We start from the raw sequence: 491 nt of genomic DNA on the forward strand, positions 1-491 counted from the left end.
TTCACCGGCGGTAAGAGCCTGAAGTTGAGACGGGATGAGAACAACAGCGGCAACAGTGATAAACAGCTTGGCACCTGGCAGTCAGTCCGTGAGGACGCGAAGTTCCGGTTTGAGTTCTGGGCCATGATGCCGGCGGATCAGGCGCCCTCCTCCGGGTGGACAACGCTGGTCGGTATCCAGTCACAGAATGCTGCCGGGCAAAATGCCTGGCAGGCGGCGGTCACTGTCAGCGAAGCCTCTCTGGGCGCGCGCGATAAGTGGGTGAAATTCACGGGTATCGCCAGTAACAACGGGGCGGGCAGAACACGCGCGGTGGTCTGGATCTCCACCCGTGGCGCCACCGGCAACGGTACCCCTGGCTATTCACTGTATATCGACGATCTGGTCATCACGGATGTCACCGATGCGAAAGCGGCACAGGATGCCTCCGACGCGACGGCGAGCGCCGTGAGCGGCCTGACGGCGCGCGTAACGGATGCCGAAGGGAAAAT

The 491-nt window shown here is 61.7% G+C and carries 1 pseudogene; it reads left to right on the forward strand.

The window, feature by feature from the left end:
- Positions 1-491, forward strand: a pseudogene (locus AS136_RS25955) (phage tail tip fiber protein); the annotation flags it as partial.

Source organism: Klebsiella sp. D5A (genome assembly GCF_001620885.1).
GTDB classification, from domain to species: domain Bacteria; phylum Pseudomonadota; class Gammaproteobacteria; order Enterobacterales; family Enterobacteriaceae; genus Klebsiella; species Klebsiella variicola.